The sequence below is a fragment of the Thermoanaerobaculia bacterium genome, from assembly GCA_035260525.1.
In the GTDB taxonomy this organism is placed as follows: Bacteria; Acidobacteriota; Thermoanaerobaculia; order UBA5066; family DATFVB01; genus DATFVB01.
This window is the reverse complement of the sequence record DATFVB010000029.1, coordinates 1-5,351: the sequence shown is the minus strand read 5'-3', so window position 1 is coordinate 5,351 and position 5,351 is coordinate 1. Positions and strand designations below refer to the sequence as shown.

Genomic DNA, 5,351 nt, shown 5'->3' with positions numbered 1-5,351 from the left:
TTACGCCGGTTGTCGGGAATTCCGGGCCGGAAAACAAGACGCCGCGAGGCGGGAAGGAGTCGCGATGCTTTGGACCATCTTCGTCATTCTGCTCATCCTCTGGTTGCTCGGCATGGTCACGTCGTACACCCTGGGCGGATTCATCCACATTCTCCTCGTCATCGCCGTCGTGATCCTGGTCATTCGGCTGATCTCGGGCCGCCGGGTCGTCTGACATCCGGCTCGCGCGCGGTGAGATGACCCTCCCGCGGGCGACCGCCCGCGGGATTTTTGTATTGTCTGAACCCCGCGTCGCCGCTCGCCTCCCCAGTCCCGCGATCCGCCTTCGCTAAAGCTCCGGCGCGACGACGGCTATGCCGTAAAAACTCTGCCGCGGCGTGCAGCGCCGCCTCCGCCAGAGACCCCCGGGCGAGCGTCTGCCGCGGGCTCGCGACCTCTCGTCGCGAGCGGAGGCGCGGGTGGCGCGCGGTCGACTGTCCCGGAACTGGCCGCCGCGCACCATTCCTGTAACCCTATCCACAGCGTGCGCCGGCCAGGCCGGGACAGCGGCGGCGCGACAGGCCCCGCGCAATGCCGGTCGCCTCCCCAGTCCCGCGAAGCCGACGGCTATGCGAGTCCGTACGCCTTCAGCTTCGTGTTCAGGTTCCTCAGCGGCACCTTCAGCATGCTCGCCGCCTTTTTCTTGTCTCCCTTGGCGAACTCGAGCGTCTTGCTCAAGAGGCGCCGCTCGGCGTCCGCCAGCGATTCGCCGACCTTGAACTGGACGACGGAAGACGACGCCGCCGCGGACGCCGCAGGGACCTTCAGCGTCGGGTGGCCGAGCACGGAGTTCACCGCCGAGGCGCTGATCACGGGAGGGTTCGAGAGCACGTACGCGCGGTGAATCACGTTGCGGAGCTCGCGGACGTTGCCCGGCCAGGAGTGCTCGTTCAACGCCGCGATCGCCTCGGTTTCGATCTCGCGGAAACCGGCCTTCTCGCGCTCTTCGATCCTGTCGAGGAAGTGCTGCGCGAGCGGCGGGATGTCCTCCTTGCGCTGGCGGAGCGGCGGCAGGACGAGCGGGAAGACGTTCAACCGGTAGTAGAAATCCTCGCGGAGCTTGCCGCTCTTGATCGCTTCCTGGAGGTCGCGGTTCGTGCTCGAGAGGATGCGCGTGTTGACCTTCAGCTCCTCGTTTCCGCCGACGCGGCGGAAGGTGCGGGTCTCGAGGACGCGGAGGAGCTTGATCTGGAGATCCGCGGACATCTCCGTGACCTCGTCGAAGAAGAGCGTTCCGCCGTTGGCGAGCTCGAAGTAGCCCTGGCGCCTCTTGTCGGCGCCGGTGAACGACCCCCGCTCGTGGCCGAAGAGCTCGCTCTCGATGAGCGACGGCGATATGGCGCCGCAGTTGATCGCGACGAAGGGCTTCGCGCGCCGGCGGGAGAGCTCGTGGATCGTCACCGCCGCGACTTCCTTCCCGGTGCCGCTCTCGCCGATGATCATCACCGGCGCGTCGGACTTCGCGACGCGCGAGATCACGCTGAAGATCTCCTGCATCGCCTCGGACTTCCCGACCATCTGACCGAACCGGCCGCTCTTGGCGAGCTGAGACCGCAGGTCGTCGACCTCGCGCTCGAGGTCCATCTTCTCCGAGAGGCGCTCGAGCACGACGGAGATCTGCGCCGGCTTCAAGGGCTTCAAGAGGTAGTCGGACGCGCCGGCCTTCATGGCCTCGACGGCGGTATCGATCGAGCCGTGGCCCGTCAGGACCACGAACTCGCGGCTCGGGTCCTGCGCGCGGAGCTCCCGGATCAGGTCGAGGCCGTCCCCGTCGGGGAGCATCAGGTCCACGATGCACAGGTTCGGCGAGAACTCGTCGAGGACGGCGCGCGCCTTCTCGAGCGTCCCGACGCTCCTGGTCTCGGGATGCGCATCGATCAGCAGCTGCTCGAGTCCCCGCCGCGTCGCGGCGTCGTCCTCGACGATCAGGATTTTCATGCGGTCTCCGGAAGGAATCGCAGGACGGCCCGGACGTTGGGTCCGGCCTGCGCGAGCGTGAGATCGGCGCCGTTGCTCTGCGCGAGGCGGCGGGCCCGCAGGAGGCCGAACCCGCGGCCGGGGCTGTCCGCCCCCTTCGCCGCTCCGAAAAGGTGTTCCGGGTCGCCCGAAGGGAGCGCTCCCGGAGATTCGCAGACGATTTGCGGGGGGCCGCCATCCTCCGCGACGGACCATCGCACCGTCCCCGGCGCGGTCGCATGCTGGAAGGCGTTGGCCGTCAGCTCCGAGACGACATCCCCGATCTCGTGCGCGGAGCCGAACCACCGGGGACCGTCGGTCGCCGCCGGGAGCTCGAGAGCGAGGCCGCGGCGCTCGAGGTCCTCGCGGAACGGCTCGGCCGACCGATTCACGAGCGGGATGAGCGCGTGCTCGGCGGGCGCCTCGTCCTGCGTCCGCGAGAGCTCGCTGATCCAGTCGAGCATCTGCGATGCGTTTTCGAGCGCCTGCTGGGACACGCGCAGGTTCTCGAGGACCGCCGCGCGGTCGAACGTCTCCGCCTTCTGGATCCGGCGAGCCGCGACCTCCAGATGGAGGGCCGCTCCCGAAAGAGGCGTCGAAATTTCGTGCCGGAACCGCCGAACGAACCGTTTCATCGCCTCTCCGCGGTCACGGTAGTACCGAATCTGCGCCGAACCGTCTCCGTTCATCCCCCGACCACCGCCGCGAGTGTAGCCGAAAAACGGAACGAGGGGGGGAGGCGGCCGCCGAGACCCTCCGGGCGAGCGGACCCGTTTCGGCAGAGGGAGCGCCCGCCCGCCCGCGGGGATCGGACGTGCTACGATCGAAACGGCGCGCCGCGCCGTCCTATGGCCAAAATCCTCCTCATCGACGATTCGGAAGAAAACCGGGCGGCGATCGAAGCGCTGCTCTCGGACGAAGGCCACGGCCTGGAAGTCGTTTCCCAGGGGCGGCTCGCCGTCTCCCGCGCCCGCGCGGCGGAACCGGATCTGATCCTGATCGACCTCCTTCTTCCGGGCATCCCGTCGTGGCATCTCATCCGCGACCTCCATCGGGACCCGGCCCTGATCGGCGTCCCGATCCTCGGCGTGAGTCCGGAGGCCATGGGGGGCGCGCGGGAGCGGGCGCTCGCCGCGGGATGCGTCGCGTTCATCGGCGTACCGATCTGCCGGGAAGGCGCGCGGGGAACGATCGCGCATCACCTCCGGGAGCGGGAGCAGAACGACATCACCCAGACGCGGCCGCTCGCCTTCGGAACGCCGTCGATCCGGACGCGACCGCGCGCGCGAGTCCTCCTCGCCTCGGCGGACTCGGACTTCCTCCACCTGTACGCGGCCACGCTCCGGTACCGGCGCTACCAGGTGGAAACCGTCTCATCGGCGGCCGGGATCCTCGACCGCATCGACGCCGAGCGGCCGCACCTCGTCGTGCTCGACCGGACGCTCTCCGACGGCCCGGGGGTCGAGGCGTCCCGCCGGGTCAAGGCGCGGCAGCGCGATCCTTTCGTGCCCGTGCTGCTCCTGGTGGACCCCGGCGGGATGGACGCCGCGATCGCCGGCTCGGGGGCGGACGACTTCCTCGAAGTCCCCTTTCCGGAAGTCGAGCTCCGGCACCGTGTCCGCAGCCTTCTCTTTCTCGCAAGCGCGGTGGGGGGAGAGCGCGACCGGAGCCGTCAGCTCGCGGCCGTCGCCCGGCAGATGTCGATCGGCCTCGTGCTGGTGGATCCGGAAGGCCGCATCATGCTCATGAATCAGCCGAGCGCCCGGATCCTCGGCGTGACTCCCGGCGAGCTGCGCGGCCGGTCCGTGCGCCACCTCTTTCGCGCGGCGCGCCTCCGGCGCGAGGACGGGTCGGCGCTCGCACCGGACTTCGACGCGTTCCGGCGCTTCCGGTCGGCGGGACAGCCGGCGGCACGCGACGTCTATCGGCTCGCGGACCGCGAGGGGGGAAGTCCCGACATACCGGTCGAGATCGCATGGACGGCGGTCGTCGACGGCGCGCGCAAGTTCCGCGGCGCGGTCGTTTCGGCCCGGCGCCTGTCGGATGACGCCGAGTCGCAACGCGCGCTCGCCGACGCCTACGACCGTTTGATGGAGGTCGACCAGCTCAAGTCCAAGTTCCTGTCGACGGTCTCTCACGAGCTCCGGACGCCGCTCAACACGATCATCCTGCTTTCGCACGTCCTGACGAGCGAGCCGTTGCAGGCCCGTCCCGCGGCGGCTCGGGAGCGCGATCTCCAGATCATCCGGCAGAGCGCGAACGCGCTGCTGCACATGATCAACAACCTCCTCGACCTCGCCCGGATCGAGGGGGGACAGGCGGAGCTTTCCCCGGAGCCGGTCGAGATCCGCCGGTTCCTCGCCGAGACGATCGAGATCATCGCCCCTCAGGCCGAGAAGAAGAAGCTTCCGGTGCGGCTCGCGGCCGGCGACGACCTTCCGGAATGGGTGGATCTCGACCGCGACAAGACGCGGCAGGTCCTGCTCAACCTCCTGTCGAACGCCGTCAAGTTCACGCAACGGGGCGAGGTCGTCCTCGAGGTCGGCCGGACCCCCGCCGGGTCGCTCGCCTTCTCGGTCCGGGATTCCGGGACGGGGATCCCCGCCGACAAGCTGCCGATGATCTTCGAGCCGTTCCGTCAGGTCGCGCAGGGAGAAGCCGCGTCGGCGGGCTCGGGTCTCGGACTCTCGATCGTCAAGGAGCTCGTCCACCTGATGGGAGGGGAGGTCACGGTCACGAGCCGCCCGGGCGACGGATCGACGTTCCGGGCGGCGATCCCCTGTCGCGTGGCCTCCGGGACGTCCGCCGCGGAGGGAACGCGGCCGGTGCCGCGGCCGCTCCGGCGTCCGCGGATCCTCGTCGTCGAGGACGACCAGGACTCCCGGTACGGGCTGCGGACGGTGCTCGAGATGGAAGGCTACGAGGCGTCCGAAGCGGCGACCGCCGCGGAGGCGATCGCGGCCCTTTCGGGCGGCGCGTTCGATGCGGTCTTCATGGACATCAGCCTTCCGGACGACGATGGAACGGCGGTCATCCGCCGCATTCGCTCCGACCCCTCGACGGAGGGGCTTCCGATCGTCGCGCTCACCGGGAAAACGTCCGACGGAGACCGCCGGAAGATCGACGAGTCCGGAGCCTCGGCGTACCTGTCGAAACCGGTCGACGTCAAGAACATGCTGAAGACGCTGGCGAGCCTCCTCGACGGCGTCGAAACCGCGGCGCCGAGCCCCGCCCGCTGACCGCGCGGGCTCCCGCTCGCCGGTGCCCCGGCCCGGGCTAAAATGAAGCAACGGAACATTTCCCGGGAAGCTGCGTTCTTGAAGGCGAGGAGATGATGACCGAGATCGACGACCGCG

4 protein-coding genes are annotated in these 5,351 nt (G+C 69.3%); 2 read left to right on the top strand and 2 right to left on the bottom strand.

Features of this window, described 5'->3' with window-relative positions:
* Nucleotides 1–64: 64 nt before the first annotated feature.
* Nucleotides 65–214, top strand: coding sequence for a lmo0937 family membrane protein (locus VKH46_01160; GenBank protein ID HKB69420.1), 150 nt, complete (start codon nt 65–67; stop codon nt 212–214).
* Nucleotides 215–606: 392 nt separating this feature from the next.
* Here VKH46_01160 and VKH46_01155 read toward each other — a convergent pair whose 3' ends face one another.
* Together VKH46_01155 and VKH46_01150 are read right to left on the bottom strand one after the other, a co-directional pair.
* Nucleotides 607–1,977 (bottom strand): sigma-54 dependent transcriptional regulator, encoded by a 1,371-nt coding sequence (locus VKH46_01155; GenBank protein ID HKB69419.1) that lies wholly within the window; start codon nt 1,975–1,977, stop codon nt 607–609.
* On the bottom strand, nt 1,974–2,630 hold the full coding sequence (locus VKH46_01150) for a hypothetical protein (protein HKB69418.1): 657 nt from the start codon (nt 2,628–2,630) through the stop codon (nt 1,974–1,976). The genes VKH46_01155 and VKH46_01150 overlap by 4 nt, the downstream gene beginning before the upstream one ends.
* Before the next feature lie 213 nt (nt 2,631–2,843).
* Here VKH46_01150 and VKH46_01145 point away from each other — a divergent pair, with 213 nt between their 5' ends.
* Nucleotides 2,844–5,234, top strand: coding sequence for a response regulator (locus VKH46_01145; protein ID HKB69417.1), 2,391 nt, complete (start codon nt 2,844–2,846; stop codon nt 5,232–5,234).
* Nucleotides 5,235–5,351 lie beyond the last annotated feature (117 nt).